Origin of the sequence: Halovenus aranensis (assembly GCF_900100385.1) — an archaeon.
Taxonomy (GTDB): domain Archaea; phylum Halobacteriota; class Halobacteria; order Halobacteriales; family Haloarculaceae; genus Halovenus; species Halovenus aranensis.
Window position 1 is genome coordinate 1 of sequence record NZ_FNFC01000051.1, and the last position, 1,438, is coordinate 1,438.

The following is a 1,438-nucleotide window of genomic DNA, read 5'->3' on the forward strand; positions in this document are numbered from 1 at the left end:
TCGGTACTTCCCAATCGAGAATTCGGAAGCCGAGTTGAGTTGGTATGAGCCGTTCAATCTCGGAACGGTAGCTGGCTGAATCGAAGCATCGGTCTGAATTGAACAGAGACAGTGACGAGAACGATTGTTGAAGCGGTTTTTGACGAGTGCTGCTGCTGACGACTCGCTTACCTGAGGCCGCGGGCTGGCCGTCAGCCCGCGGCCGAGGCGTACGCGTCGGGGACGCCGACACCGTTCATTTCAATCTCCCACCGCCGGGCCAACTCTTCTTCCAGTTCGTGACGAATCCAGTCACAGAACGTCTGGAACGTGAACTGCTCGGGCAGGTCGCGCCCGCCCCGCTGTGGGCGGGCGACGACCGCCCATCGCAGCACCAGCCACAGGTTCTCCAGCAGGAAGCTGACGATCACGAACGCAAACCGGACGATCGGGTCTTGTGTTGTCGTTGTTGCTCGTGCTTGGCGAAATAGCCGGTAACTCGTCTCTATTGCCGACCGTTTCCGATAGCGTCGTTCGACTTGTGTAGGCGTGCGATCTCCGAGATCGCACGCCACGTACCCACGAACGACCTCGCCATGCTTGCCTCGGTCTCCGTTCTGATAGGAGACAGAGACCGCGAGCGGGAAGCGTAGTTCCCGCTCGCTGTCCTTGTACATGCGGTAGGTCGTCATGTACGAGCAGTGCGTGGCGAGCTTGTCTTTCATCCGCTCACCCTTCTTTTGAACAGGGATCACCGTCGTTGCAAGGTCGCGTGCGCGACGAATCACCCGTTCATTGTAGAAGCCGCGATCAGCGAGCAAGAGGTCGATTTCGAAGGGATAGGTGCCGACGCGGTCGAGGACGCGCTCGACCGCGTCGGCCTCCTTCTCGTCGCTGCGGACGTATGTCAGTGCCAGCGTCACCGGCTTCCCGTTCGAGACAACGTAGGCGGTGCAGTAACGGTGACAGGTCGTGGTACCGTCGGTTGGCGTGGTTTTGCAGAGTTCGGCGCTGTCCTCGTGGGCAGAGCCGTGGTAGGGGTTATCGACGAAGTCGATGGAGACGATTCTCGACCGGTCAGGGTCGAGAATCGTCATAGCGAGGTGGCGAAATAGAAGGCTGGCGGCCATTTCGAGCTGGTCACGCTGAAGCGTGTGGAGCCAGTCCATGACAGTATCGTCGCAGGGAGTATCGTCCGTTTGGGACGTGACCTCCCAAACGGACGACTGGTTGACGCTGGCCATGGTGACGGCAGGCCAGATATCACCGGAATCGAGGGGCGAGCCCTCGATTCCTTCCATTGGGAGCTGTCCAATCACGTCAGCCGCTACTTCTTTTACGTCTGCGGCCGAAAGAACACCGTCCGGTTCGGGTAGCTCAAGCACACTTCTGAACCGGACATCTTCCTCAATCAGAGCGACGCTTTAGCTCCGCTGCTCACGCCGGTTGGGAAGTACCG

1 protein-coding gene is annotated in these 1,438 nt (G+C 59.4%); it reads right to left on the reverse strand.

From position 1 onward, the window contains the following. Positions 1-191: 191 nt before the first annotated feature. Positions 192-1,364 carry an ISH3 family transposase gene (locus BLR34_RS16540; protein ID WP_092704994.1) on the reverse strand — a complete coding sequence of 391 codons (1,173 nt, stop codon included), beginning with the start codon at positions 1,362-1,364 and terminating at the stop codon, positions 192-194. Positions 1,365-1,438: the final 74 nt, after the last annotated feature.